Genomic DNA, 25,745 nt, shown 5'->3' on the forward strand with positions numbered 1-25,745 from the left:
AGGAAAGAAGGAGCGGTTCCCGGAGGAACCGCTGTGATGAGACGTCAGGCAGCCGGACGAGCAATGATGCTACGAGTTTCCATGCGGACTTCAGCGATAGTGACATCGATAACATCGGTCACTTTGTAGACCACTTCTCCCTTAATCTGCACGGTGCCGTTTTCCTGGCTGCAGACCAGTTCGTCGCGCACGGCGTGAAGGAACGGGGCCGGAATAAAGGCGACCGCGCCATTGTCCACCAGACGCACGCGCATCCCGCCGCGGCTGATGTCGATGATCTCCGCCGCAAAGCGGGTATCCGTGCCGGCTTTATCGTTGAGGAAACGGGCATACAGCCAGTCGGCGACATCGCGTTCGGCCATGCGGTTGAGACGACGGCGCTCCGCCATCTGCACGGTGGCTTCATCCTGCGGGCGCGCAATGGTTTCGCCTTTGATGATGGCCTTAAGCAGACGGTGGTTGATCATGTCGCCATACTTACGGATCGGCGAGGTCCAGGTGGCGTAGGCCTCAAGACCGAGACCAAAGTGCGGGCCCGGCTCGGTGCTGATTTCAGCAAACGACTGGAAACGACGTATGCGGCTGTCGAGGAAACCGGTCGGCTGGGCGTCCAGTTCGCGGCGCAGCTTGCAGAAACCTTCCAGGGTGAGCACTTCCGTCGGATCAACGTGTACGTTGTGGGTCTTCAGCAGGGCAGCCAGCTGTTCGGTATTCGCCGGGTCGAAGCCGGTGTGGACGTTATAAACGCCGAAGCCGAGCTTGTCGCGCAGAACGCGGGCGGCACAGATGTTGGCGGCGATCATCGACTCTTCGACAATACGGTTGGCAATACGACGCGGTTCCGCGACGATGTCCAGCACTTCGCCTTTTTCGCCGAGGACGAAACGGTAATCCGGGCGGTCTTTAAACACCAGCGCGTGGGTCTGACGCCATTCGCTGCGACGCTGACACACGTCCTTCAGCAGCGTAATTTGCTGCGCGATCGCCTCGCTGCCCGGCTGCCAGCTGCCGCGGCCTTCCAGCCAGTCAGAGACGTCGTCATAGGCCAGCTTGGCTTTCGATTCGATGGTGGCGGCAAAGAACTCGATGTTGTCTTCAATGGTGCCATCGGCCGCCAGGGTCATCCGGCAGGCCAGCACCGGGCGCACTTCATCGGCACGCAGGGAACACAGGTCGTCTGACAGTTCGCGCGGCAGCATCGGGATGTTGAAGCCCGGCAGATAGTTGGTAAAGGCGCGTACTTTTGCGGCGTTGTCCAGCTTGCTGCCTTCGGCAATCCATGCGGTCGGGTCAGCGATCGCCACCGTCAGCAACAGTTTGCCGTCGGCGCCAGATTCGACATACAGCGCATCGTCCATATCTTCGGTGCTGGCGCTGTCAATGGTGACGAAGTCGAGGGCGGTCAAATCGCGGCGTGTCAGCCCTTCGTCAAGCATCTCGGTGGCGACGCCGTCCGGTGCCTCTTTTTCCAGATTATGGCGCGCCAGCGTCACCCACCACGGGACGAAGTGGTCGTCGCTGAAGGTGATGAACTGGGTCAGCTCCGCGTAAAATCCGCGGTCGCCTTTTAACGGATGACGGCGCATTTCAGCGACGGCCCAGTCACCCTGTTTGAAATCATGCTCAACGCCACGGGCGGCGCGGCAGGGAATGGCGTCTTTCAGCAGCGGATGGTCAGGAACGATAGCGAGGCGATCGTCTTTCTTCTGGACTTTACCGACGAAACGGGTCAGGAAAGGCTCAACCAGCGACTCCGGCTCGGCGCTTTCGCGTTCTTTTTCAGAATGGATCACCGCAACGATACGGTCGCCATGCATCACTTTTTTCATCTGCGGCGGCGGAATGAAGTAGCTCTTCTGAGCGTCCACTTCGAGGAAGCCAAAGCCCTTTTCCGTGCCCTTAACGACCCCTTCCGCGCGCGGCGTTTGGGAATGCAGTTGCTGTTTAAGCTGCGCTAGCAGCGGGTTATCCTGAAACATAATTAGGTATTTTCGTGGCTAAAAGAGCGGCTGACATTTTTACGCGATTATGCCTGTCGCAGCAAGCGCTGTTTCAGCAATTTACGTCTGCTGACGCACATTGCCGAGGGCGATTTTCAGACGATTCATCCAGCCGCACAGCCCGCTCCAGGTTAACAGATCGATCGCCTCTTCCGCTGAGAGTCCATATTCGCCGAGGGGTGTTAACTGGGCGGCGCTAAACCGGTCCGGGGAGCGGGTTAACAACTGTACCGCGGTAACGAGCGCGCGCGACTGAGGATCCTGCCCAAGCCAGCGATGGAGAGCCTGATCGCCCTCCCGTAAATGGCTGGCGAACGCTTCTTCACCGTGCCAGTGGGGGAGCCAGGCGTCAAAACAGGTGGCGCTGCCATTGGTGCGCGCGGTGAGTAAGGCGACCTGCGGGCCAAAGGTATCGTTGCCGCTGAGCTGGCGTAACAGCGTCTCCAGCGGCGCCATCAACTGCGGGTCGCAGGCCAGCAGCGGAGCCAGCGGGCCCAGGCCGGGCAGCGACTGCCAGCTGGCGATGCGCCGCTGGCGCTCGTCATCGGCATACTGCAGATCGGGATCTTCTATGTCGGTTTGCCACTCTCCCGGCGGGATGGCGAACAGGCCGGCGGGCGCCTCCTCTTGCTGCGGCATGCCGGGGATCCAGCGCACCGGGAAGCCCTGCGCCGCCTGCAGCACGGCAATCGCCCGAGCCTGGAAGCCGACGAAACCGATAATCTGGTTGATCAGGATAATATCCCGGCTGGTCAGGCCCACTTCGTCCAGCTGGCTGCGGGAAAGGGCGTTAATGACGGAGGGTGAACCGGCGAGCTGACGAGCGTATTGGGTGATCTGCGCCAGACGACGGTTGCTCTCGCGCGAAGAGTCGGGCCCCGGCAGGGGCGCCAGGCGGGCGGCATAGTGGTTACACAGTCGCTGGACGCCGTAGACCTGGGCGACGGTCAGCGCAGTGCTCAGGCGATCGTAGGCGGTAAAGGTTTGCAGGCGGCTTACCGCCACCTGGTCGGGAAACAGCCGCTCGGCGAGCTGGCGCGCGGGGCGTAGCCAGCCTGTGTGGGCGTGTAGCCAGGCGTCCGGCAGCGTCAGGTCCAGCAAAAAGCGGTCTTCAACATGGGCGGCTTCAGGGACGAGCGGCAGGACATCCACCGGGCAGATTGTTGACTGGGTTTCGTGATACCAGTGGTTTTTGCCATTCACGCGGCGTGGCTCCATGGGCTTTCCTTGTTCGGTATGTGGCGAACCGCCGTTCCGCGGATCGTTTATGCAGAACTATCCTGGCGTAACCCGGAAGCAGGAGAAAATATTGATACGTGCTATCAAATAGCCGATTGGAATAACAAGGAGAGCGCAAGGCCTGGGAAGGGAAAACCCTCCTCACCGGGGCGAGGAGGGGAAGGAACTTATTTCAGTTCCAGCTCGTTCATAGCGGCGATACTGAACCCGCCATCAACGTGAACGACTTCACCGGAGATACCCGCAGACAGGTTGGAGCACAGGAAGGCTGCGCTGTTACCCACGTCTTCAATGGTGACGGTGCGACGGATCGGGGTGACCGCTTCGCAGTGCGCCAGCATTTTACGGAAATCTTTGATACCGGACGCGGCCAGGGTACGGATCGGACCGGCGGAGATAGCGTTGACGCGAACGCCTTCCGGACCCATCGCGTTCGCCATATAGCGCACGTTCGCTTCCAGAGAGGCTTTCGCCAGACCCATCACGTTGTAGTTCGGGATCGCGCGCTCGGCGCCCAGGTAGGAGAGCGTCAGCAGAGCAGAATCCGGGTTCAGCATCGTGCGGCAGGCTTTAGCCATCGCCACGAAGCTGTAGGCACTGATGTCGTGCGCGATTTTGAAACCTTCGCGGGTGACCGCGTTGACGTAGTCGCCGTCTAACTGGTCAGCCGGGGCATAACCGATAGAGTGGACGAAACCATCGAATTTTGGCCAGACTTTTTCCAGCTCGGTGAACAGCGCGGTGATGCTCTCATCTTCAGCAACGTCGCACGGCAGCACAATGTCAGAACCCAGCGCGGCAGCAAACTCTTCAACACGACCTTTCAGTTTTTCATTCTGATAGGTGAATGCCAGTTCCGCGCCTTCGCGGTGCATTGCCTGCGCAATACCGTAGGCGATGGACAGTTTGCTGGCGACGCCAGTGATCAAAATGCGCTTACCGGAAAGAAAACCCATAGCTTTAATCCTTATCGTTATTGCTTATTTTTACTTTAACAATCATAGCGTTAACATTGTCATTTCAAAATAACTCAAATTTAGCCGGGAATTATATCCCACTGACGACCCCTTGTGTCACGATATTTTTCAGCCGGCCCGCGCCGCGCGGGGTAAAAGCCGATCGCGATGGCTCAAGTATACCATTTTTCTCTGCTGACTATTTGAGCGCAATCGCCGCCAGCAGCAGACGCCCATCGGCGCTGAGAGGCCGCAACTCCCCCGGAGCGTCGCCGTGCCAGCAGAGCCCGCTGCCGACGGCGCAGCGCCGTCCGGCCAGATCCCATTCACCCTGCAGCACATAAGCAACCCCGTCAGTGGCCGGTCGCTGCCTGTCGCTCACCACTTCAACCTGCGCGAGGGCTCGCCCGCGCTGGGTCATGACATTGAAGTCCAGTCCAGGCTCAACGATCCCGACGCTGGACAGCGCCCATTCGCCGGGAAACGCCCACGGCTGCCAGCGCGCCAGCGGATGGTCGATCTCCTCCCCGCGCAGCCGTAGCGGTTGCCCCGCCAGCAGGACGATCGTTCGGTCGACGCCGGGAAAAGGGGAGAATGGGCCATCGGCCTGCAGGGTGGCAATGCTCGCGCGCCAGAGAAAAGGCGCATCTACGGAAGGAACGGCGAGAATTTCCCGGGTGGAGCCAGCGCCGTTCTTCCATGGCGTGACGGGCAAGGTAGCGTAATCAAAATAGGTGATCATAGTTTGCTCGGCGGAAGTCGGAAGTGGATAGTATTTGTTACACGCTTGTCTCAATGTTCTTACAAATTATTTACAACAGGGCTCACAAATCCATCATTGAGCGCGTGTGCGGGTTTGTCAATGCTTGTATATACATGAGCAGTCATCTGCGAATTATCTTATCGCCTTGACCAGAGCCATCATGACAAAACGCGATCGGGAGAATGAAAATGCAACAGCGTATTACTTTCCGCCAGGCCTGCCTGGTCACCCTGTTTTCGGGGCTACTGCTGTCTGGTGGCTCAACATACGCTAAAGAGTGGAAATCGATCACCATCGCTACGGAAGGCGGCTATGAACCCTGGAATCTGACGCTTCCCGGCGGGAAACTCAGCGGTTTCGAGCCCGAGCTTATGGCGAATTTATGCCAGCGGATGCAGATCGAATGCAAACTGGTGGTGCAGAACTGGGATGGCATGATTGCCGGACTTAACGCCGGAAAATATGACGTGATCATGGATGCTATCGTCGTCACCCCAGAGCGCTCGAAGGTCGTGGCGTTTACCCAGGCATACGCAGCCACGCCGGCCTCTTTCATTGCGGTAAAAGGGTCGCTGCTACCGCCTTCGCCAGCGGTCAAGCTTCATGATAATGAGAAAGAGATTCAGGCGGCGATTGCGCCGCTGCGCGCGGCGTTGAAAGGGAAAACCATCGGCATCGCGTCCGGCACCGTGTACACGCCGTTTATTGATAAGTATTTCAAGGATATCGCTGACGTCCGGGAATATAACAACTCAGCGGATGCGATCCTCGACCTGCAGGCTGAGCGCATCGACGCGGTGTTTGATGATATTACCTTTGCCAACACCACCCTGTCGCGCCCGGAGAATAGCAATCTGGCATTGAGCGGTCCGCTGATGAGCGGCCCAATCTGGGGAGGCGGTGAGGCGATGGGCGTGCGCCTCGCCGATACCGAACTCAAAGCGAAACTGGATAGCGCCATTCAGGCGGCGCTGGCCGATGGGACGGTAAAAAAATTGAGTGAGAAATGGTTTAAAAGCGACGTGACTCCCTGAGCGAGGCAACCATGCTAAATCTTCTGAGTTTGGGTGAAAACGGGTGGGGGACGCTGATCCTCAGCGCAACGCTGACTACGTTGCTGCTGTCGCTCGCGGCGCTGGCCGTCGGTGCGGGGGTGGGCGGCGTTATCGCCGCCGCGAAGCTGTCCCGCCACGCGCCAGCGCGCTGGTTCGGCGCCGCCTGGTCGGTGGTATTCCGCGGTATCCCTGAATTACTGGTGATCTATCTGTTTTATTTTGGCGGCTCAGGGATGATTTCATGGCTGGGGCGTCTGTTTGGCGCAGACGGCTTTATTGAGGTTCCGCCATTTCTGATTGGCGCTCTGGCGATTGGCTTGATCTCCTCCTCGTATCAGGCGGAAGTCTACCGTGCTGCTCGTCTGGCGCTGATGCCCGGTGAAGTGGAGGCGGCTTCCGCCATTGGCATGCCGCGCTGGCGGATCCTGCAGCGCATCCTGTTGCCGCAGATTGTCCGTTATTCGCTGCCGGGTTTGTCCAACGTCTGGCAAATGAGCCTCAAAGACTCGGCGCTGGTATCGGTGACCGGGATGGTTGAACTGATGCGCGCCAGCCAGATTGCCGCTGGCTCTACCCGCGATTATTTCCTGTTCTATCTCATCGGCGGCGGCTGCTATTTGATCCTGACGCTGCTCTCTAACCGCGCGTTTACCCGGGCGGAGAGCCGTCTGAACCGCGCCTGGCTGCGTCGCAGCGCCGCGCAGGCGTAAGGAGCCCATATGATTATCGATTTTGCCTTTCTCGGTGAGACGTTGTTGAAGCTCGGCGCGGCGCTGCCGGTGACGCTGGGGCTCTTTATCTGCTCTTTTTTGCTCGGCGGCGTGTTGGCTCTTGGCGTTCTGGCGCTGCGAATGAGCCGCTGGCCGCTGGCAAGCGGTTTCGCCAAAGGCTATATCCTGATCTTTCGCGGTTCGCCATTGCTGATCCAGTTGTTTCTCATTTATTACGGGCTGGGTCAGTTTGGGGTGATCCGCCACAGTTTCCTGTGGCCGCTGCTGCGCGAACCCTTTATCTGCGCCGTTCTGGCGCTGGCGCTCTGTACGGCGGCCTATACCGCGGAAATTCTGCGCGGCGGGTTGCTGGCGATACCGCCGGGCCAGATTGAAGCCGGCCAGGCTTGCGGTATGTCGCGCTGGCTGCTGCTGCGGCGGATCATTGCCCCGGTGATGCTGCGCTATGCGCTGCCAGCCTACTCCACGGAGGCCATTTTATTGGTCAAGTCGACGGCGCTGGCAAGCCTGGTGACCGTCTGGGACGTCACGGGGGTGGCCCAACAGATTATTCAGCGTACCTACCGGACGATGGAGGTATTCCTCTGCGCGGCGGCCATCTACCTGCTGCTCAATTTCATCATTGTGCAGCTGTACGCCCTGCTTGAACGGCGTTTAACCCCGCATACCCGGCAAAATCCGGCGACCGTGTCGCTCAAGCCGATAACCAAAGGAGAGTAAGATGCTAGATTCACGTCCGGTGACCTTATCGGTCAGCGATATTCATAAGTCCTTTGGCTCCCTGGATGTTCTGAAGGGGATCACCATCCAGGCGCAGCAGGGCGATGTCATTTCGATCCTCGGGGCCAGCGGCTCCGGTAAAAGTACGCTGCTGCGCTGCATTAACCTGCTGGAAACGCCCGATGCCGGAGTGGTCAGCGTCGGCGGCGAGACGATTGAAATGAAGCATCATGCCCGTGGGCATCGGCTGGCGGCGAACCCCCGGCAGATAGAGCGCCTGCGCTCGCGGCTGGGGATGGTCTTCCAAAGTTTGAACCTCTGGTCGCATATGACGGTTCTGCAGAATGTCATTGAGGGGCCGCATTATGTGCTCAAGCGGGACAAACGGACCTGCATTGAACAGGCTGAGCAGTTGCTGGAGCGAGTGGGGATGTTGAACCGAAAGGATTTCTATCCTGCGCAGCTCTCCGGCGGCCAGCAGCAGCGCGTGGCGATAGCCCGCGCGCTGGCCATGGAGCCGGACGTCATGCTCTTTGATGAACCTACCTCAGCGCTGGATCCCGAACTGGTCGGCGAGGTGCTAAAGGTGATGCGCAGCCTGGCGGAGGAGGGACGGACGATGCTGGTGGTCACCCACGAGCTGGGATTCGCCCGCCATGTTTCCAACCGGGTGGTCTTTATGCACCAGGGGACGATTGACTGCGACGGTGCGCCAGAGGCGCTGTTTGGCAGCCAGGGGTCCGCGCGCTTCAAGCAATTTATCTCCAGCCACCAACAGCCAGGACAGGTCGTATGAAAATGATCCAGTGGGGCGATGCGCCGATACGCTGGCAGGAGGTGGCTTGCGTTGCGCGGGGCGAGGCGACCTTGAGCCTCAGCGACAGCGCCTGGTCGCGTATCGCGCAAGGGCGGGCGATTGTCCAGCATATCGTTAAAGCCGGCCAGGTAGCCTATGGAATCAACACCGGGCTGGGGGCGCTGTGCAATATTACGCTGCCGGAAGCGCAGCTACACCAGCTGTCGCGCAATACGTTGCTCAGCCACGCCTGCGGGGTGGGACCGTTGCTGGAGGTCGCCCCAACCCGGGCAATTATGTGCGCCGCGGTGGCCAATTTCAGCCACGGTAAATCCGGGATCTCCGCCGGGATAGTGCAGCAGCTGTTGGCGTTTTTGCAGCATGGCGTCACCCCTCAGGTGCCCTCCCAGGGGTCAGTTGGCTATTTAACGCATATGGCGCATATTGGCCTGGCCCTGATGGGGGTTGGCGATGTGCTCTGGCAGGGGCGAACGTGGTCAGCGGCAGAGGTCCTGTCGCAGCTAGATCTGCAGCCCATCGCGCCGGGAGCGAAAGAGGGGCTGAGCCTGGTCAACGGTACGCCGTGCATGACCGGTCTGGCCTGTCTGGCGTTAGACGACGCCGAGCGCTTAATGAACTGGGCCGATGTAACCGGCGCGATGAGCTTTGAAGCGCTGCGCGGCCAGCTTGTGGCATTCGATGCCGAGATCCTGGCGCTGAAAGCCAGCCCCGGGATCCAGACCAGCGGCCAGCGGCTGCGTGAGCTGCTGGCGGACAGCCGTCTGCTGGCCGAAAGTGAAGGACTTCGCACCCAGGATGCGCTAAGCCTTCGCTCGATGCCTCAGGTGCATGGCGCCTGCCGCGATCAGTTTAGCCACGCGCAGACGCAGATAAATATCGAACTCAACGCCTGTACTGATAATCCGCTGATCCTGGGAACCGTTGAGCAGTGGCGGGTGGTCTCCCAGGCGCATCCGCACGGCGAATCGGTGGCGATGGCCTGCGATTTGCTGGCCATTGCCATGGCTGAGCTGGGCGCCATCGCTGAACGACGCCTTGACCGGCTGGTGAATCCTCTGGTGAGCGGGTTGCCGGCGTTCCTGGTCGCCCGACCGGGCGTGAATTCAGGCATGATGATTGCCCAGTACGTCGCCGCGTCGTTGTGCGCGGAAAACAAGCAGCTGGCGCAGCCGGCGGTGCTGGATAATTTTGTTACCTCGGGTCTGCAGGAGGATCATTTAAGCCTGGGCACCGGCGCAGCGCTGAAACTGCAGCGCCTGCTGGGCAACCTCTATCAGATCCTGGGCATCGAATATTTACTCGCCGCCCAGGGGCTCGATTTTTACGAGCCGCAGAAGCTGGCGGCGGGCACGCGCCGGGCGCGAGACCTGCTGCGCGAAAGCGTGCCTGGCTGGGAGGACGATCGCTGGCTGGCGCCGGACATCGCCAGCGCGGTGGCCATCCTTAAGCGAACCGCTGGCCACGCGCCGGCGTGAGGTCAGCGGGCGAGGTGAATGAGACGGCGCTATTTGCCGTCTTTGCGCCAGGCGTCGGCGGTGAGAGCCTCACCGAAGTGGCCGGCGATCAGGCGTCGGGTCAGGTCGTGCAACGGTGAGGCCAGCACATCGGCGGTGCTGCCGCGCTCAACCACTTCCCCGTTATGCATCACCAGCACCTGATCGCTGATGTGCTTCATCATTCCCAGGTGCTGGGTGACATAGATGTAAGAGATGCCCTGTTTCTCCTGCAGCTCCAGCATCAGGTTGATGAGCTGGGAACGCATCGACATATCCAGCGAGGCCAGCGCCTCATCGCAGACGATGACCTTCGGGCGCAGGATCAGCGCCCGGGCGAGGCCAAGACGCTGCTTCTGACCCGGGGCCAGCATATGGGGATAGTAGCTGACGTGGTCCGGCAGCAGGCCGACCATGCGCAGGGTATCGATGATCTGTTTCTGCCGCGCTTCGGCGTCGAGGTCGGTATTCAGCCGCAGCGGAAAATCGAGGATCTGCGAGATGCGCTGGCGCGGGTTTAGCGACGTCGACGGATCCTGAAAGATCATGCGAATCTTCTGGCTGCGGTAGGAGTAATCCCCGAAGGTCAGCGGATGGTCATCGATCAGCACCTCGCCGCTGGTGGGCTCCACCATGCCCGCCAGCATCTTCGCGAGGGTGGATTTCCCGGAGCCATTCTCGCCGATAATCGCCAGCGTCTGCCGTTCGCGCAGGGTAAAACTCAGCGGCTTAACCGCCTCCACCGTCTGGCGGTGAAACCAGCCGGTGCGATAGCGAAAGGTCTTACTGAGTTGGCGCACTTCCAGCAATGTTTCGACCATTTCACTCTTTCTCCATGTTCAGCGGGAAATGACAGGCGTACAGGTGATTGCGCGCCCCGGTAAGACGCGGGGTTTCAATACACTCGCGCTGGGCGTACGGGCAGCGCGGCCCCAGCCGACAGCCGATGGGCAGCTGCTCCAGCAGCGGTATCGCCCCCGGCAGGGTGTTGAGACGGCTTTTATGCGGCATGGCGCTGCCAAAATCCGGGATCGCGCGGATTAACGCCTGGGTGTAGGGGTGATGCGGCAGGGTGATCAGCTCTTCGCTGGGCCCGCTCTCCACCGTCTGCCCGCAGTACATGACGTTGATTTTATCCGCCCATTTGCTGAGCATCTGCAGATCGTGGCTGATCAGCAAAATGGTGGTGTTGTTGTTCTGGTTGAGCCGCGTCAGCAGGCGGATAATCTGCGCCTGCGTCGTGGGCTCCATAGCGTTAGTCGGTTCATCGGCGATCAGCAGGCGCGGCTGGTTGGCCAGGGCGATGGCAATCATCACCTTCTGGCACTCGCCTTCGGTCAGCTGATAGGGGAAGCTGCGCATGGCGTCTTTGTGATCTTTAATCCCGACGCGGTGCAACAGCTCGATGGCCCGACGTTTACGCCAGCCCAGCCGCTGCCACCAGCGGCCCTTGTAGGTCCAGCCAGGGATACTCTGGATCAGCTGCTGGCCGATGCGCTCAGAGGGGTCGAGGCACGACTGGGGCTCCTGGAATATCATCGACACGTTGTGGCCGATCAGTTTCCGGCGCTCGCGGTTCGACAGCCGCAGCAGATCGATGTCGTCGAAACGCATGCGGTCGGCCGTGACCCGCCAGTTGTCTTTTGTCACGCCGCAGATAGCTTTGGCGATCAGGCTCTTCCCGGAGCCGGATTCCCCCACCAGGCCACGGATTTCGCCTTCGGTCAGGGTCAGGCTGACGCGGTCGACGGCTTTTACCCAGCCTTCGTTGGTTTTAAATTCGATGGTTAAGTGACGAATATCGAGTAACGGCATTATTCTACCCCGGCAATGATCGCCCGGCGAATACCGTCGCCCAGCAGGTTGACCAGCAGTACGCTGAGCATAATCGCGGCCCCGGGCAGCATCACGGTCCACGGCGCAACATAGATAAGCTCCAGCGCATCGCCCAGCATCGCTCCCCATTCCGGCGAAGGCAGCTGAGCGCCGAGGTCAAGAAAGCCCAGCGCGGCGATATCCAGAATAGCCATCGACAGGGCGCGGGTGATCTCGGTCACCAGGCCGGAGGCGATATTGGGCAGGATGGCGAACAGCAGAATATTCAGCGTCGACGCGCCGTCGAGGCGGGCGGCGATGATGTACTCTTTCTCCAGCTCATCGTGGACCATGCTGTAGACGGAGCGCACCATGCGCGGCAGCAGCGCCAGCCAGACGGCAAACATCGCATGGCTGAGGTGCGGCCCGGCAAAGGCGACGACGATGATCGCCAGCAGCAGCGAGGGGATGGAGAGCAGGGTATCAAGGATATGGTTCATCACCGCCGAGCGCAGGCCGTGGGTCGATCCGGCAATGACGCCCAGCACCAGGCCAAACAGCGTGGCGCCGAGGGTGACGACAAAAGCGCCGCCGACGGTCGGCGCCGCGCCGCTCAGCAGTCGGCTGAGCACATCGCGCCCCAGGTCATCGGTTCCGAGGAAGAAAGAGACTTCCCCATAGCGCGACCACGATGGCGGCAGCAGCTGGTAGCCGAGGAACTGCTGGTCGATGCCGTAGGGGGCGAACCAGCCGCCGAAGACGCAAAGCAGCAGCAGCCCCGCGCAGCCGTACAGGCCGATCATCGCCGTGGTGTCGCCATAGAATTTACGCCATACGGTGCGCAGCGCGCCGGGCGGACGCTTTTCCAGATAAACGCTATCGTAGGGCATATGAATCCGTTTTAAGTTTGTTAGTCATGCTTTAAGTCTTTTCAAAAATCCCGCTAATACCAACACTTTGCCAGCATAGAGTGCTTTAATTTTGTGTGTTCTGCATTGATTTGAAGGTTATCAATTTAAGTAAAATGTGTACACTGATGTGTATATCGTCTTCCGGAGTGTACACATTGCTTACCGACACAAAATTAAGAAAAGCTCTTGGCAAAAAGAGAGACCAGATCGAGGTCATATCGGACGCTCATGGTCTGAATGTCCGGTTGTCTACTTCCGGCAGTATAACATTCTTTTACCGCTACAGATGGAACGGGAAAGCCGCTCAGCTAACGATTGGCGATTATCCCACCACCTCCTTATCTCAAGCTCGCGAACGTAGGCAGCAGTTCAGGGCCTGGTTGACAGAAGGACTCGATCCGAGACGGCAAACAGTTCTGGAGAAACAGAAAAAAGTCGAAGCACTCACCGTTAAAGAGGCTTTCGATTACTGGGAAAAGTATTACTGCATCCCTGAAGGTCTTGTGAAAATCAAGGTTAACCGGCGGGACTTTAATAACCATATAGCGCCTGTGCTGGGGAACATGATTGTTGATCAGACCACTAAAGCGCACTGGCTTAACCTTTTTGATGGCATGGGGCGAAGAGTTGTCACTGGTCAGATGCTGGGGCTGATGCAGCGTACGTTCCGTTTCTGCTCCAATCGAGGGGTAATTAATGTGAACCCAATTGAGAGCCTTAGGCGCTCTGACGTAGGTCTCACAGCATCCGTAAAAGATCGCAGATTGAGTGATGAGGAAATCAAAACAGTTTGGAACATCCTTCCTGAATTGAAGTACAGACAACAGCTGATAATGAAGTTTCTCATCATGACTGGCTGCCGGAGTACAGAGATCAGGACAGCAAGATGGGAGTGGTTCGATTTCCATGAGCAAACGTGGACCATTCCGGCAAGCGATTATAAAACCGGGAAATCGGTCAGAAGGGCACTTCCCGAGGCAGTAGTAAGAATGATGTTAGCAGAGAAGGAAACGTCAGTTTCAAAACATATTGTGACACTGTCACGTTACAGGGGGCCAGAAGATGACAGACCGCCACTACAACCAAACGTCGCTCTGTTTTCTGCTCAGATTATAGCTAAAACAGGCATGAAACCCTGGTCTCTCCATGACCTAAGGCGAACAGTGGCGACACGTCTTTCTGAATTAGGTGCGCCGCCACATGTTGTGGAAAAACTGCTTGGCCATCATATGGCAGGTGTCATGGCACGTTATAACCTGCATGATTATCTGGATGATCAGCGTCACTGGCTTGCTGTTTGGCAGGATCACCTTGAGAAGCTGGTTGGTCAGCCTCTGGTTTGATCCCCACGTTATCTTCCCAGGCCAACAAGTCTGAAAGTCTCCACCTTTTAGGGCTGCCATTTATTTTAGGCTGCGGGAATGGCTGAGCAAAGTAAGAGGGCATCCGGGATGGGGTGCTCCAGAAATAGAGTGTGCTGCGCGATATTTTGTATCTGGACAGAACGTCATCGGTTATCAAAATTTCATCTGATTTATGAGATGTATTAGTCATAAAAACCCCTTAGTTACATTGTCCAGGCAGATGGTGTAGCCGGCGCGCGCAGCTCATGGCTGTGGCCACATAGCTACTTTTTCTGTTTACAACTTCTACAGTGATCTTTGAGCCTTGAACCACCACCGTATAAGTTCTCTTCGTTTTCTGTCGCCCGTAGGCGCCATAAAGCTCAACATGTTTTGCCAGTGCGGCATCACAAGCCTGGCGGCCCAGCGGTGATTGTTTGCTTCGGTTAATCAGTCGCATATTCACCTCACACAAAAACATCAACTGGATCGCCAGCTGCGCGCGCGTTGTCGATCGCCTCCCGGCGGAGGCCGAGAACATAGCCAACGGGATCCCCACTGGACAGAATTGCATTGAGCTCTTTATGGCTGTGCCAGGTTGTCAGGCGCTTTTTAAGCTCGGTGGCGCAGGCGCGCACGTTAGCCCGGGTGGGGCCGGCCATCTTCATGCACAAGCACAAAGTCAGAAGCAGATCCGAATATTCGTCGGCGGCTGCGCGCAATGCTGCCGGGTCGATGCTGGCTTCCAGCTCGGGCAGGCGGTGTTTCAGGCTCATTTGGCACCTCCCTTACGACGAAGAGCCATTCTCAATCTGTTTTTCTCCAGTCTGGCTTTGCGTTGTGCGGGCGTTTCACGTTCGCGAGCGCGCGCATTTGATTCACGATTACGGCGGCGCCTGGCGTTGAGTGATTCGTCTTCGCTTCGTAAATGCATCCGAGGTTCCCCGTCCTTTGGATCAGGCCACTGGCGCGCCTTATTTACCGCGAGCTTATCGATCATCGCCTGGGTAATCTGCTCGTCAGTGATTCCCGCTCTGCGCTGGGCATCCCACATCAGGAACTGCATATCAGCCCATTCGCTGTGGTCGTTAGGTTCCGCGGCAGCTTCAAGCGCTTCTATGCTGAGGTGTTTCAGTGGGCCAGCCGGACCAACATTGCCGAAGGTGGCATGTGACCATTCAGCGTGTTCGCGGCGAACCTGATTGCGAGCAAATGAGAACTCCCCCATCAGCGCTTCCAATGCGATTTCAGTAATACGCAAATACATAGCTGCGCGGAACGGATTGCTGAATTCACCCTCTTTTAAAAACTTCGACATTTCCGCCACGTCATCACGGCACACGGCGATTAATTGCTCATTAGTGAAGGTGGCGATATCAGTCATTCCAGGCCTCCAGCTCGTTCTGAATTTCTTCATCAATAGCTTCGTTGCAGGCAAACGCATCAAGAATGAGCTTTGCGTCTTTGCGATAGTGCTCCCGACGTTCGTCGTACCAGTCTGAGAAATCCGACGACCAACCCTTAATACCAAAATCAGCTCGGGCGTTATCTTCTGCCATTCGTTCAACCATGCAGTTAGCCGTGGTGAGTGCAGCTTCGCGGATATACCCACGCAGATCGCGCTTACGCCAGACAGTGCTAAATTTTGAATCGCAGCGCCCTTTGAACTCAACTTCCCAGCGACGGATACAACGTGCATTCAGTGATTTGCTCATATCGTTACCGGGAGGGCGAACCCTCCCGCCTCCCTTAGCCCACGTATTCCGGTTTCATGTCGTCCAGGGTGATGCGGAACTGGTCATACAGTTCATCACCGAGGTGGCGGCGCGATGAGATCAGGGTGCTTTCTGCCTTCGCGAATAATGCTTCTGCCTCCGGATCCCCCGGGTTAGGGAGTGAATTTATGGCGGCCTCAACTTTGTTTTTCGCATCAACAAGGTAGTAGCGTTTCACTGCCTTACTCTTCAGTTCGGTATACAAAGCAGTACCCAGCAGAGCTTTCTGTGATTCGATGTCTACACGAATTGCTTTGGCCCGATCCACTGAGTCAGCTGTATCAATCCGGTCTCGGAGTTCGTCAGCAACAGAGTCAACGTTAGATGCAGGCTCTTGCGTGCTGGTGGAATCGCCAACGGAGTGTGTTATCTCATTCAGCGTGACTTTTTCTGCCTGCGCCGGGTTAATAACCCTTTCTTCGCGTTCGTCAATTTCATCGGCGGTATAGACCCCGAGGATCACATCCGGGCAGTACAGTCGCGCCCAACGTTTAACGGCGAGATAGGCCAGTTGCTGACGGGGGTCGCTCGCCCACAGTGTAGAGTTGCGGACTTGTGCCTGCGAAAGCATCAGCACAAGCTCGCGAGGTTCTGATTCTCCTTTGAGGGTTGCCCAGGCGCGGACGCCCACGCCAGCTTCATCTTGCAAATCCCAGCCCGGCGCGATGTAGTCGTTACCTTTGCCGCTGGTTTTTTTAATGAAGCGGCCAACGATATTTTCCCATGCACCAAACCATTCAAAATGGATCCGGTCTTTGGTTGGAGCCATGGTGTTAATTACCGCATTCACCAGTTGTGCTTCATAGCCAAGCACACCTGAGTTACCCACGATGAAGGTTTTCTGTGCCACTGCAAACGGATCCATACCCCAACGCGCTGCTTGCATCACTACAGCCATGCACGCATCTGGTTTCCCACGATAATGCTCAGGCACGAAGTTTCCACTATTGGCCATTACTTCCGAGAGCGTGCGCAGGCGGTTGAACAATTCACCGTTCGTCAGGATAGAAACGTTGTCGATCTTCTGGGTCTGGTTTTCAGTATTTGCGACTAAATTGGACATTGTTATTCCCCCTTATGCCTGTACGCGCAGCGCTTCGAGGCGGCGCACATCAAAATCGTTAAGCTCTTCGGTGTAGTCTTCGGTAATCGGCGCCGGCCAGTCGCCAGTGTCGAAACCGTTCGCAATGGCGCGCATAGCTTCGCGGTATTCCAACATGCCGAGTTCCAGTAGTTCTTCGGATGCCTCAATGATGGCGATCCAGTGGTAGTTCTCGTCTTTGTTAACGAATATCCAGAAGAACTGGTCAAGGGCTGCGGTTTCGCAGTACATAGCCGCGCTCAGGTGGTAATCGCGCTCGATGATTTCCCGGTGCAATTTGGCGCGCAGGCCTTCCTGCTTGATGTTCCACATGCTGATGGTTTTCAGGTCCGCACCGATGCGAAGGCCGCCCATGTCTATCTCAAGGTCAGGACGCACACGAACTTCCAGCCCGGTTTCCTCATCAATGCCGAAATAACTCACCTCGACGGCTCGGCTCGGGTGCGTCAACAACTTGCCGGCGGTCGGGTGATTCAACAGTGCTTTCTGAATGGCCAGTGCCGTAGCCAGCTGCTGGCGGGTAACCAGCACTTTTCCTTCAGGGTTCTCGCGCCATGCATCCAGCAGCTCATCGGCAAACACGGCATCCGGTTTAACCGATTTCACGGCCTGAATCAGATCGGCCTTTGTGCCAGAGACTTTCAGGGGCTGCGCCTTCTGTGCTTCCTGAGCAACCATGTCAGGATTAATAATCGCCAGCTGTTCCAACATGGCATCACGGCTGCCGCTGGTTTTAACAGTCGCTGGCAGGGTGGCGTTGTATTCTTTGATGCAGGCTTTCATTGCTGACGCGGTAAAGTTTTTATCGTCACCAACGATTCGCTTGAACTCGTCAGGTAATTCCAGATACGCAATGCCTATTGCATCTTTGTCGCCGCCCAGCGGTACAGGAGCGGGCAGGGTGGCGTTGTGCGCCTCCAACTGCGCCTTGATGTCGTCAGCACTCAACAGCGGCGGAAGCTCGGCGTTGTACTCGTCGATAAATGCGCGGATCGTCGCCGTCGTGGTGAAGGCGCCTTCCGGAATTTCCGGCTCTATACTGAATTCTTTTTCCAGCTGATCAGGCTGCAGCGCCAGTGCATGCACCAGATTGCCCATATCCAGAACAGGAGAGCGCACCTTCTGGATGGTTTTGGATACGTGGCGCGCCTCGAAATACATCAGCGATACCCGCGCATCTTTAACCATCGTGGAGCTGATGCCGTTAGCGGCGTGGTAGACCTCATTTGGCACGCCCTCATATCGACCGGGCTCGAAGAATTCAGGCCATTTTGTTGCTTCCGGCTCTGGCTCATGCTCTTCTTCTGCAGTTGCTGATTGCAGGCCCTTCAAAACTGCCGCGGTAAGGTCAGGGCAGCGCTCAGCAAGAATATCGCGCATGTTCACGGCATCTGCTTGCGGAGCAGTTGCATCAGCGCCTTCGCCTGCTGATACCGCATTATCATTTTCGTCTTCGACCGGCTGAGCCGTTTCCATCTGCACATTGCTGGTGGTTTCCCCGGAATTAGCTGGATGTAATTTTTCTTCTGCAGCGCGCTGGCGCGCCTGGTCCACGATAGAAAGTGCTGGTGCTGGTGATGTCTGGCTATCCACCAGACCATCAATCGAAAAAACACCATTGCCCATGTTTGAAACTTCAGGCTGTTTGGGCTTGGTCAGGTCTTCGGTTATCCACTTCGGATCCGTGGGGTCACTGATACCTTCGACATATTCGCCACGTTCGGCGGCCAGAACCTGATTAGCGTCAGGACGTTTCTTTTGAGCTTCTTTCACCAGTTCGGGGCCAATTACCTGAAAGTCAGTTGGGAGAGTTTCCAGGTCAGGAACACCTTCATCTCCATCGATAGCCTTTTTCACAGCGTCCAAAGTGACGGCGGCAGATGAAACATGACCAGCTTTTTCAAGCGTCTCAGCAGAAGGGGCGTCATGCTTATGTTCGGTCAGGTTCGCATTGATATAGGTCTGCAGACTTACCGGGAAATGGTGAATATCGCTGGTGGCGCCACGAATAAGAGCAAAAATGGCGGCGCGGGAATAATCCAGGATGCCTGCAACCTTGTGCAGCGCTGCAGACCATTCCTTGAACGGACTTTCTTTCTTCTGGACAATCTCTTTGGCCCGGCGGTGAATTGATGCGGGGAAATTGTAGATATCGAAATCCATCGGCATTGTGGCCAGGGCTATTTCTACATCGAGCGTATCAAGGGTATGGGTGTAGTCAGGATTGCGATCAGTTTTATTACCGCCGCCAGCATTCGTACCTGCATCAGTTTTCATAACTGAAGAAATACAGTTACCGGCAGCCCATTCCCTGGTGAGAATGCCGCGGTCGATCGCGTTCGTGGCGAACCACAGCTTAGCAAACTGGATACGCTTACCGAGCTCATGCCGTTTCCCTTCCGGGAAGACTTTTTTATTGGCGCTGGTGAATTTCCAGAGCGCCGGCATATCGTATTTTTTGATTTCAGGGACATTCTCGGCGGCCAGGATCAGGTCCTGGACGGCCGCATTATCAGTGTCCATTTCAAGAGCTGACAGCTCCTGCCGGTGAGGCATGCTGATATGATAAACGTGACGTTCTTCGGCCATGTACTGCGCCAGCAGCTGCGCGCGAAAGGGGAGTTCGGCCACGTTAAAAAGCGCGCTGGAATCGTCCTGGTATTCATCACTACCGAAAGCTTCCACGGTCTCATCTTGTACCGCGTCGACAGTGGTATTGGCATCAACCGGCTCGCCACTAACGGGCTCAGCGGGTACTCCGGCATCATCGATGTGATGATCCGCTGGCGACTGACCTGGCTTCAGAGCCCAGGTGCGACCATCATCACCGAGCTGGTAGCGTTCGCACCATGAGTAATCGAGAACACCTTCCGCCGGCAGGTCATTGAATACCGGGAAATCGGTGCGAATTGGTTTTTGATAGTCTTTGCCGCGGCCTGTTTCGATCCCAGCGTCTTCCAGATCGACGTCCAGCTGCAGAAGGGCGCGCGCCTCTGATTTATTAGTGCGCCAGATTACGGCATCAGCTTTACCCGATTTTTGAGTCGCTTTTATCAGATAAAAATATTCCATGTGATAGCCTCTATTTTGGATGTAGAATCCCCCGGGCCATTGGTAGCGCCCATTCAGGGTGGTCATTGGTTTTGGTAATTTCCGGTGTAACTTTGGTCGGTGGCACCGGACGTACAGCCCGCTTCGGCGGGTTTACGTTAGCCCTCGTGCGCCATCTGGTCGTAAGAGGCGCAACGTTCAGAGCAGTACTCTTTTTCTTTCCGTGCGAGCTGGTTCCCCTGGAGGTACAACAGGGTGCTTACTACTGGTTTTCCCTCGATCGCTTTACGGCAGTAACCGCATTTCTTCTGCATTCTTCCCCCTACATTTGCACCGTGAACCCGGCCGGATGCTCGTCCAGTACACCTTTCAGCGGATAGCATTCAGCTTTCACGTGTTGCTCTTCTGCAGCTGCCTTGCAGTCATTCTCAGTGTCGTAAACCCCGAGCAGGACATCCTGATTACCGCCCGTCAGCATGCTGACGGTGAGAACCAGGGCAAACATCGTGCTCATGAAGGGTCTCCTTTTTGCGCGAGCATGTAGCACACCCGGCGGATGAAAGCTGACAGCGGACTTAAACGAACAGCCTGCTGACGAGCGGGTTTGCGTGCGAAATCATTCATAGAAACAATCCCCTCAGTGCGTTGAAAAACCCGATCCAGATGAAGAGCCCAATTACTGCTGAAATGATCATGGCTCTGATGCCTTGTTTACTCATTTCAACCTCTGCCTTGTCGCCGGCCAGCGGAACGTTTACCACCTGACAACAATGCGTTTGTTGTCGATGTGATAAATGATGCAACATAAAGTTTCGGTTGTAAAGTGAGTATGAAAGTATTTATTTCGTCGGCGGGCAAAAAAAATGGCACCGCAAAGGTGCCATTGGTTGGAGGGGGTTACGTTTTCTATTTTTTTTGATTGTTTATGAGGTCGTAGACGTCGTTCTTAAGCAACTCGATATCGTGCAGGACACCTTTGGTGTGAAGGATAAGACGCAACTTCTCGGACTCAGGAAGTTGGTTAAAGAGCGAGAGTATCATTAGCTCCTTTTCGTCCAGGTCACGATTTGATGATAACGTCTGATCAGGCTTATCATCAGTTTCATCTGAGGGAAGAAAGAACCAGTGCTCTGGTTTTCCTGTTGCTGCAGCAAGCCGCTTTAACCTCTCACCACTCGCAACACTTTTCCCTTTAGCCCAATTTTGCACAGCAGTGTGCGAGAGCATGACCTTCTTGGCTAGATCGGATTTATTCCAGCCATTTTCAGTCATGACTTGTTGAATTCTTTTGGCAAAAACTGGGTAAGTGATCTCATTCATAAGTGCATTTTACAACCTAAGGTTTCACTCAGCACTAAAACAATTTCTTTCGTTTATTGAAACATAAACTTTCGTCATGTATGCTTCTCTCCATCAAACCAAGGAGAGCACATGAACAAAGAGACGCAACAAAAAATCAGTAAGGCAGCATCTCGTGCCTGTATCGGAAAGCACTTTGGCATCAGCGGTCAGGCTGTTGGTAAGTGGATTTACGAGAATGGAGTGCCTCAAAAACGCATCGTCCCACTATGCCGTTTTCTTAACTGGGAAGTAACGCCTCATGAAATTGATCCCGAGGCGTACCCAAACCCAACTGACGGCCTGCCGAAACAGGAAGGCTGAACATGCAAACACTTCCCTCTCAACAAAATACCGGATTCAACACCGGCGTTCTGATAAAGCGAAATCAACAGAGAGAGGCAGATCACGACGCAATTCGTTCTGCCGTTCGCGCCTGGGCTGCAACTGAGGGCCAGGATGTTGTGTCGGCACATATCATCGATGAGTGGCGCCAGCAGGGTGGCGAGGAGATCGCGTTCCCTGATGATATCAGCCGTGCCCGACAGAAGCTTTTTCGCTACCTGGACAACCCTGCCGATTCTGAGCGCTATCGCGAGTACGTTCGCCTTCTTACCCCGGCAATCATGGCCGTTCTTCCGCTGGAGTTCCGACATCGTCTGATGCCTCAGGACGATATTTTGTCGCGCCTGTCTTCGGCCATGAAGGAATGCGCTGAAGCAAAGCAGGCGGTGATGCTGAACGCGCCAGAGCACCAGAAACTGAAGGAAGTGAGCGAGGGGATTGCGTCGCTTTTCAGGCTAATGCCTGAGCAGACAGGAGCGCTGATGACGATCGTGAGCTCAATGCTCGGCGTGATGTAAGCGGGGTATCCATGAATCACATCGAATTTATTGAGAAGAACGTCCGCGAGGAACTTCTTCGCCAGGGCTTCACGCAAGCAGTGGCTCAGGGGGGCATACCAGGCGGTCGATATGTACAAGCGGATGTCACAGGCAAGCCGCAAAGGGGGAATGTTTGACGATGTTATGCGACACGCAAAGTTATGGGCTGAGAAGCAGACCAGCGCAGCTAAACGTCGGGAAGCAAAGCGCAAAGTGCGAAAGGGCGGCGACCAGGCTGGGTTGTTCTGAAAGGGTGAAGACTGTTGTGCGCCAACACAGCCAGTCTTCGGGTGAATTAATTGGGTCAATTCACGGGATGAAGTATGTCAAACACCGCTGAAGTTATCAATTTTCCAATCAAAACCGAACTAACGGGAGGTCGCATGGCCGACCTGTCCAACGGCTACACCAGAATCGCCAATGAGATACAGAAACTCAAGCCGCGGCTGCGTATGTCCGGGCGCGAGTGGCAGTGTCTTGAGGCTATTATCTGGCTTACCTACGGATGGAACAAAAAACAGGATCGGGTGACAAATACCGTCATTTCTGAGTTAACCGGGTTGAGTGATTCTCATGTTTCAGATGCGATAAAGCTACTCGCAGCACGGGGAATTATTTTTAGTCACAAGCATGGTGTGATGAAAACTGTCGGTATAAATACTGAGCTATCCGCCTGGATTTTGGACAAACCGAAAACGGGAAAACTCTTCCCGAAAACGGGAATTTCCTTCCCGGAATCGGGAAAAACCTTCCCGGAAACGGTAGACACCCAAGACTATAACAAAAACAATATTAAAAGATCTTCGTCTCGGAATTCTAAAGAATCCCGAAACGAGGAAACTTTGAAGTTTCTCTCTCGTCATCCAGAAGCGGCCGATGGGATTTATACCCCTGCGGGTAAATCCTGGGGAACAGCTGACGACCTAAAAGCCGCGCGATGGATTTTCGATAAAGCCCTCACCGTGAACGCCTCCCTCTCAGAGCCGAACTGGGTTGAATGGGCGAACACCATCCGCCTGATGCGCCTGCAGGACAAGCGCACTCACTATGAGATCTGCGAACTGTTCAAGTGGGCAAATGAGGACGGTTTCTGGCAGGAAAACATCCTTTGCCCCTCAAAACTACGTAAGCAATGGGATCGTCTCACAACTAAACGCCTGCGCAGCCATGGTCCATCAAGAAACTCATCAGGCGCCAGTGCGCTGGACAACACAGACTGGATCGACGGGGTACTCGAATGAAATCTATCGCAGAAAGCATGCACAACTTCGACCGTGAAAACTTCCAGCGAGTGGCTGCCGGGCTTCCGGAAATACAGGACGAGCAGGCAGTAAAGCGCCAGGCTGCCAAGACTGCGGAGATCTTCAACGAGCTGTTCCGCCAGCTGCTTGCCGTATTCCCGGTGTTGGCCAACAAATCTGTGGAAGACCTCAACGAGATGCGTCGCCAGTGGTTGTTGGCGTTCAAAGAGAACGGGATCACCACAGTTGAGCAGATTAACGCAGGGATGCGGGTTGCGCGCAAACAGGAAAAACCATTCATGCCATCACCGGGACAGTTCGTCGCCTGGTGTCGTTCTGAGGAGGCGGTAACTGTAGGCCTGCCAGATGCGAATGAGCTGGTTGAAATGGTTTACCAGTATTGCCGGACTCGTGGCCAGTATCCAGACGCTGAGTCTTACCCATGGCCTGAGCATGAAACCGAACCGTTAACGCTGAAACATAAAGCCTGCTATTGGCTGGTTACGGGGCTGTATACCGACATGCGTGCAAATGCGCTGAGTGATTCCGAATTGCGCCGTAAAGCCTCTGACGAGCTGCTGCGTATGGTTCGTCGCATTAAAACCGGTGAAGCTATCCCCGAGCCGGTTAAACAGATCCCAAAGCTTGGCGGACGTCCACTGAGTAACGAGCAGGGCTTAAACAAAATCGCGGAAATCCGCGCGAAATTCGGTTTAGGCAGAGGGCGGAATCATGGCTAGAGCATTGTCAGCAGTTGAGCGCAGAGAGTACGTCCGCGCAGTGATTCGGATCACCAGGCATCAGGGGCGACTCACGACCACCGAGGCAATGAAAAAACTGGGGCTGAGCCGCGGTACTGTCCAGCGGTATTTTTCCGAAGCAGAAGCGACTGGCGAGGTTGTCCGGCATGGTCGTTTGGGGCTTTTCCGCGATCAGCGGGCCGTCATCGACTTTGACATGAAGCGTTTTGGCCTGGTGCCGAAAGTTGCTGTTGGGATGAATTACAGCCTGCTTGGCAGTCCTGTTTTTCAGCGAGTTTTAGATGTTCAGGAGGCTATTCATGGCTAAGAATTCAATCGATGTATACGGAGCCAGCGGCAAAACAAACGTGCTCAATTTCGAGCCTGAAAACCTGCACCTGGTCACCGATAAGACCCACCCACTTTACGATGAGCGTGTACACCTGCCGATCGAGGAAGGGATGGTACTGAATATTGCGGAGCTGGGTGTACTGGAGCCGATCATCGTCTGGAAAGACCCTGAAACAGGGCTCACCTGCGTGGTTGTTGGCCGTCAGCGAGTTAAACATACCCTGGAGGCAAATAAACTCCGTCTGAAAGAAGGCAAGGACCCACTGCTTGTTCCAGGAGTCGTTAAGCGCGGATCAGCAAATCAGATGGCTAAATACATGGTCAGCGAAAACGAAATTCGCAGACCCGATACGCCGCTTGGCCGGGCTAAAAAAATGTCAGATGCCCTCGACCGCGGGCTCGATGAGGACGACATTGCGGTGTTGTTTGGCTGCAGCGTTCAGACAGTTCGAGCAACGCTCTCCCTCCTCGATGCTACTCAGGCCGTCAGGGAAGCGGTGGAGGCTGGCACAGTCACCGTTACCCAGGCGCGTCAGCTGGCATCGCTTAAACCCGAAGAGCAGCGGGAGAAAGTCTCTGAAATCGAAGCGGCAACAGCTGGCACAACCGGTCATGAAAAAGCCCGGCGTCAGCGTCAGATCCTCGGTGATGCAAAGCCTCGCCTGAAAACACGCAAAGAAATCACAAAAGCCCTGGAATCTGCCGAGGGTGAGTATGCGAGCGCACTCCGTTGGGTGCTTGGGGAGGCTGTATGACAATCGTAAAAACCCATACCGGCACCGTGATCACCAAAGACGGTCCGAAGGTAAAAAAACTGCACCAGACAGAGCGGATGTGGGTCGTCGGCAAAAACGAGTTTTACCATAAAGAAACCGGGCGCCGTCACTTTGCAGAAAATACGCGCCGCCGGTTGTTGTTGGAAACGATTGAGGCGATAGGTGGTTCACATGACTGAACACGTCGAAAAATACACAAACAAGGCTATAGAAATCATTGCCGACTATATCCAGCGCACTAACAAGAAAAACGAGCAGTTACAGGAAGCGAAGGTGCGCTTGGATAAAAAAATCGCTCTGTTCGCAGACGATGAGAACTGCAACACAAACAGGCTGATGTCCGTATTTTTACCAGCAATGACCAGCCATACCCGAGATGGCTTTTTCGAAGAGATAGCAGCGGCGTTAGAAGGAGCCAACCAATGACTAAGTATGAATTACTCGACTCAAAAATAATGAGCAAAATTGATGCGCACCCTACGCCATTTTCCAGTCTGTACGTCAGGGATGTAGCAGAAGAATGCGTCCGAATTGCAAAGGATGAGAATAAGCCAGAACCTTTCCGCATTCTCGATCGCCGGCTTCAGGCGCTACGTAAAGCGGGAAAAATCCGCAGTACATCCAAGGGCTGGGTGAGGGCTTAA

Annotated in this window: 30 protein-coding genes and 1 pseudogene; 15 read left to right on the forward strand and 16 right to left on the reverse strand. The window is 55.9% G+C overall.

All coding sequences use genetic code 11. The annotated features are described in order from the left end of the window. Positions 1-44: 44 nt before the first annotated feature. From ABLV52_RS14640 to ABLV52_RS14655, 4 genes are all read right to left on the reverse strand, one after another. The gene (locus tag ABLV52_RS14640; protein ID WP_064154887.1) at positions 45-1,979 is read right to left on the reverse strand and encodes an exoribonuclease II; all 1,935 of its coding nucleotides are present in this window, start codon (positions 1,977-1,979) and stop codon (positions 45-47) included. Between the two features lie 81 nt (positions 1,980-2,060). Further along, complete coding sequence (locus ABLV52_RS14645) at positions 2,061-3,218, reverse strand: CMD domain-containing protein (RefSeq protein ID WP_348890545.1); 1,158 nt, start codon at positions 3,216-3,218, stop codon at positions 2,061-2,063. 188 nt (positions 3,219-3,406) lie between these two features. After that, positions 3,407-4,195 (reverse strand): enoyl-ACP reductase FabI, encoded by a 789-nt coding sequence (gene fabI, locus ABLV52_RS14650; RefSeq protein WP_023289343.1) that lies wholly within the window; start codon positions 4,193-4,195, stop codon positions 3,407-3,409. A gap of 199 nt (positions 4,196-4,394) precedes the next feature. Continuing rightward, positions 4,395-4,937, reverse strand: a complete 543-nt coding sequence (locus tag ABLV52_RS14655; RefSeq protein ID WP_348890547.1) for a HutD family protein — start codon at positions 4,935-4,937, stop codon at positions 4,395-4,397. Between the two features lie 209 nt (positions 4,938-5,146). Between ABLV52_RS14655 and ABLV52_RS14660 the strand changes: the two genes are divergently transcribed. Genes ABLV52_RS14660 through hutH form a run of 5 tightly spaced genes read left to right on the forward strand, consistent with a single transcriptional unit; the run spans position 5,147 to position 9,756 of the window. Beyond that, entirely contained in the window at positions 5,147-5,992 is an 846-nt protein-coding gene (locus tag ABLV52_RS14660; RefSeq protein ID WP_023289345.1) for a transporter substrate-binding domain-containing protein, read from the forward strand. 11 nt (positions 5,993-6,003) lie between these two features. Beyond that, positions 6,004-6,723 (forward strand): ABC transporter permease subunit, encoded by a 720-nt coding sequence (locus ABLV52_RS14665; protein WP_023289346.1) that lies wholly within the window; start codon positions 6,004-6,006, stop codon positions 6,721-6,723. A gap of 9 nt (positions 6,724-6,732) precedes the next feature. Continuing rightward, positions 6,733-7,464: an ABC transporter permease subunit gene (locus tag ABLV52_RS14670; RefSeq protein ID WP_023289347.1), complete on the forward strand. Its 732-nt coding sequence runs from the start codon at positions 6,733-6,735 to the stop codon at positions 7,462-7,464. Position 7,465: 1 nt separating this feature from the next. After that, positions 7,466-8,260: an ATP-binding cassette domain-containing protein gene (locus tag ABLV52_RS14675; protein ID WP_348890548.1), complete on the forward strand. Its 795-nt coding sequence runs from the start codon at positions 7,466-7,468 to the stop codon at positions 8,258-8,260. Further along, complete coding sequence (hutH, locus tag ABLV52_RS14680) at positions 8,257-9,756, forward strand: histidine ammonia-lyase (RefSeq protein WP_072420353.1); 1,500 nt, start codon at positions 8,257-8,259, stop codon at positions 9,754-9,756. Before ABLV52_RS14675 ends, hutH begins: the two co-directional genes overlap by 4 nt. 29 nt (positions 9,757-9,785) lie before the next feature. Here the strand turns inward: hutH and sapF are convergent, their stop codons facing one another. Genes sapF through sapC form a run of 3 tightly spaced genes read right to left on the reverse strand, consistent with a single transcriptional unit; the run spans position 9,786 to position 12,479 of the window. Next, positions 9,786-10,595 (reverse strand): putrescine export ABC transporter ATP-binding protein SapF, encoded by an 810-nt coding sequence (gene sapF / locus ABLV52_RS14685; RefSeq protein WP_004203898.1) that lies wholly within the window; start codon positions 10,593-10,595, stop codon positions 9,786-9,788. Between the two features lies 1 nt (position 10,596). Beyond that, positions 10,597-11,589: a putrescine export ABC transporter ATP-binding protein SapD gene (gene sapD, locus ABLV52_RS14690; protein ID WP_023289349.1), complete on the reverse strand. Its 993-nt coding sequence runs from the start codon at positions 11,587-11,589 to the stop codon at positions 10,597-10,599. Next, positions 11,589-12,479, reverse strand: a complete 891-nt coding sequence (sapC, locus tag ABLV52_RS14695) for a putrescine export ABC transporter permease SapC (protein ID WP_004151901.1) — start codon at positions 12,477-12,479, stop codon at positions 11,589-11,591. Before sapC ends, sapD begins: the two co-directional genes overlap by 1 nt. A gap of 146 nt (positions 12,480-12,625) precedes the next feature. Here sapC and ABLV52_RS14700 point away from each other — a divergent pair, with 146 nt between their 5' ends. Next, the gene (locus ABLV52_RS14700; protein WP_232647396.1) at positions 12,626-13,843 is read left to right on the forward strand and encodes a site-specific integrase; all 1,218 of its coding nucleotides are present in this window, start codon (positions 12,626-12,628) and stop codon (positions 13,841-13,843) included. A gap of 220 nt (positions 13,844-14,063) precedes the next feature. On the opposite strand, the gene ABLV52_RS14705 is transcribed toward ABLV52_RS14700, so the two are convergent. From ABLV52_RS14705 to ABLV52_RS14745, 9 genes and pseudogenes are all read right to left on the reverse strand, one after another. After that, positions 14,064-14,303 (reverse strand): DUF4060 family protein, encoded by a 240-nt coding sequence (locus tag ABLV52_RS14705; protein WP_004892750.1) that lies wholly within the window; start codon positions 14,301-14,303, stop codon positions 14,064-14,066. A 7-nt stretch (positions 14,304-14,310) separates the two neighbouring features. Then, complete coding sequence (locus ABLV52_RS14710; RefSeq protein ID WP_124990284.1) at positions 14,311-14,619, reverse strand: hypothetical protein; 309 nt, start codon at positions 14,617-14,619, stop codon at positions 14,311-14,313. 146 nt (positions 14,620-14,765) lie between these two features. Continuing rightward, positions 14,766-15,227 (reverse strand): annotated as a pseudogene (locus ABLV52_RS14715) (DUF550 domain-containing protein); the annotation flags it as partial. After that, a complete protein-coding gene (locus ABLV52_RS14720) occupies positions 15,220-15,558 on the reverse strand; it encodes a hypothetical protein (protein ID WP_080876426.1) in 339 nt (112 codons plus the stop codon). The pseudogene ABLV52_RS14715 and the gene ABLV52_RS14720, both read right to left, overlap by 8 nt. A 34-nt stretch (positions 15,559-15,592) precedes the next feature. After that, on the reverse strand, positions 15,593-16,681 hold the full coding sequence (locus ABLV52_RS14725; protein WP_124990288.1) for a RecT family recombinase: 1,089 nt from the start codon (positions 16,679-16,681) through the stop codon (positions 15,593-15,595). A 12-nt stretch (positions 16,682-16,693) separates the two neighbouring features. Next, entirely contained in the window at positions 16,694-19,792 is a 3,099-nt protein-coding gene (locus ABLV52_RS14730) for a RecE family exodeoxyribonuclease (protein ID WP_232647386.1), read from the reverse strand. A gap of 137 nt (positions 19,793-19,929) precedes the next feature. Beyond that, complete coding sequence (locus ABLV52_RS14735) at positions 19,930-20,085, reverse strand: YdaE family protein (protein WP_016946289.1); 156 nt, start codon at positions 20,083-20,085, stop codon at positions 19,930-19,932. Positions 20,086-20,093: 8 nt separating this feature from the next. Further along, positions 20,094-20,285, reverse strand: a complete 192-nt coding sequence (locus ABLV52_RS14740) for a YebW family protein (RefSeq protein WP_004179600.1) — start codon at positions 20,283-20,285, stop codon at positions 20,094-20,096. A 392-nt stretch (positions 20,286-20,677) separates the two neighbouring features. Further along, positions 20,678-21,091, reverse strand: coding sequence for a helix-turn-helix domain-containing protein (locus ABLV52_RS14745; protein ID WP_043875424.1), 414 nt, complete (start codon positions 21,089-21,091; stop codon positions 20,678-20,680). Between the two features lie 111 nt (positions 21,092-21,202). Between ABLV52_RS14745 and ABLV52_RS14750 the strand changes: the two genes are divergently transcribed. From ABLV52_RS14750 to ABLV52_RS14790, 9 genes are all read left to right on the forward strand, one after another. Further along, on the forward strand, positions 21,203-21,433 hold the full coding sequence (locus ABLV52_RS14750) for a helix-turn-helix domain-containing protein (RefSeq protein WP_023341332.1): 231 nt from the start codon (positions 21,203-21,205) through the stop codon (positions 21,431-21,433). A gap of 2 nt (positions 21,434-21,435) precedes the next feature. After that, on the forward strand, positions 21,436-21,972 hold the full coding sequence (locus ABLV52_RS14755; protein ID WP_124990553.1) for a toxin YdaT domain-containing protein: 537 nt from the start codon (positions 21,436-21,438) through the stop codon (positions 21,970-21,972). A 344-nt stretch (positions 21,973-22,316) separates the two neighbouring features. Continuing rightward, positions 22,317-23,234 (forward strand): replication protein, encoded by a 918-nt coding sequence (locus ABLV52_RS14760; RefSeq protein WP_069376062.1) that lies wholly within the window; start codon positions 22,317-22,319, stop codon positions 23,232-23,234. Further along, positions 23,231-23,974, forward strand: a complete 744-nt coding sequence (locus ABLV52_RS14765) for a replication protein P (RefSeq protein ID WP_124990551.1) — start codon at positions 23,231-23,233, stop codon at positions 23,972-23,974. The genes ABLV52_RS14760 and ABLV52_RS14765 overlap by 4 nt, the downstream gene beginning before the upstream one ends. Then, entirely contained in the window at positions 23,967-24,302 is a 336-nt protein-coding gene (locus ABLV52_RS14770) for a DUF977 family protein (RefSeq protein WP_050888111.1), read from the forward strand. Before ABLV52_RS14765 ends, ABLV52_RS14770 begins: the two co-directional genes overlap by 8 nt. After that, complete coding sequence (locus ABLV52_RS14775; RefSeq protein WP_047670661.1) at positions 24,295-25,080, forward strand: ParB/RepB/Spo0J family partition protein; 786 nt, start codon at positions 24,295-24,297, stop codon at positions 25,078-25,080. Before ABLV52_RS14770 ends, ABLV52_RS14775 begins: the two co-directional genes overlap by 8 nt. After that, positions 25,077-25,280: a hypothetical protein gene (locus ABLV52_RS14780; protein ID WP_020804603.1), complete on the forward strand. Its 204-nt coding sequence runs from the start codon at positions 25,077-25,079 to the stop codon at positions 25,278-25,280. The genes ABLV52_RS14775 and ABLV52_RS14780 overlap by 4 nt, the downstream gene beginning before the upstream one ends. After that, positions 25,273-25,527 (forward strand): hypothetical protein, encoded by a 255-nt coding sequence (locus tag ABLV52_RS14785; RefSeq protein WP_020804604.1) that lies wholly within the window; start codon positions 25,273-25,275, stop codon positions 25,525-25,527. The genes ABLV52_RS14780 and ABLV52_RS14785 overlap by 8 nt, the downstream gene beginning before the upstream one ends. Then, complete coding sequence (locus ABLV52_RS14790; protein WP_023286281.1) at positions 25,524-25,745, forward strand: hypothetical protein; 222 nt, start codon at positions 25,524-25,526, stop codon at positions 25,743-25,745. The genes ABLV52_RS14785 and ABLV52_RS14790 overlap by 4 nt, the downstream gene beginning before the upstream one ends.

It is taken from the genome of Klebsiella sp. GB_Kp056, assembly GCF_040064755.1.
GTDB classification, from domain to species: Bacteria; Pseudomonadota; Gammaproteobacteria; order Enterobacterales; family Enterobacteriaceae; genus Klebsiella; species Klebsiella quasipneumoniae.